Annotated in this window: 1 protein-coding gene; it reads right to left on the bottom strand. The window is 58.1% G+C overall.

Annotated features, from left to right (window positions below):
* Positions 1–933 (bottom strand): polysaccharide pyruvyl transferase family protein (locus tag DC432_RS16105; RefSeq protein ID WP_165801323.1); only part of this gene is annotated, 933 nt, incomplete at its 3' end.
* Positions 934–986 lie beyond the last annotated feature (53 nt).

The raw sequence follows: 986 nt of genomic DNA, 5'->3' as shown, positions 1-986 counted from the left end.
GAGTAGCCCTTCTACCTTGCGCTGAGTCCCTACGACTGCCGCCGGGACGCCATTTCGCATCGCGAGGATTGCGAGGTGCATACGGGCCGTGAGAACCGCATCAGCATTTGACACGATGTGCGAGACCTCATCAGGGAGGAGGAGCTCTTCTACGAGGCGAAAATTATCACGTGCGCCCACTCGTTGGGCCAAGCTGCGGCACGCGACCAGGTCGTCGTCCGAAGTGCGGATCACGTGAGGGAGAATTAAGACCCTCACGCCTCCGTCGAGCATATTCGCGACAACCTCATAGAATGCGTCGAGGAGTGCCGCGTTCTTCAGCAAGAGACCGCTGCAGTTGACCACCAACGTTGAAGTGGAAGCTCCTCGATACGCTAACCACTCTGAGTACTCCGTAACTGCCGGCCTATTCGGAACCGCAAATACTAGGTCAGACCCCAACTCCGCCGACGGAATCTGACTGTGAAGCCGCATGTAGGACACGGGATCTCGAACGATGAGGCGCGAATGCAGAGACGCACGACGGAGAGCCCACGTCGCCGTTGGATCAGCCTGCCCGTTCCAGGAGAATCCCGTGATCGTGGCCTTCTTCCCCATAATGGTCGCGACGTTCACAAGCGAGCTCCGGCACACCGTCTCGCGTGGGTCGTAACCGCCATCCATGATGTCTGCGCCGACCACATAAAATGCCACAGCGGGCGCAAGCACCTGCATGAACCGCTTCAGGAGCTGAGGCCGTTTGAATAGGCCGGCTCCGCCGGTAAGCCCCGGGACCTCCACGTAAACGATGCTTCGATGCTCGACGTAGACCTTTCTAAAACTTCTAGCTGATTCTACTAGCACTACGATCCTGCGATAAGGAACGTTCTCACACAGACTTTGCAGCATCGCCTGATCGCCAATGTTGCCATCACCAGCGGTCGGCAACACCACGGCCAGATCACCGTCGGTAACCGACGAAGAGCGCCATCTTTTCGCACGCACAC

The organism is Microbacterium testaceum, from assembly GCF_003075375.1.
Lineage (GTDB): Bacteria > Actinomycetota > Actinomycetes > Actinomycetales > Microbacteriaceae > Microbacterium > Microbacterium testaceum_E.
This window is presented reverse-complemented; position numbering and strand designations above follow the sequence as displayed.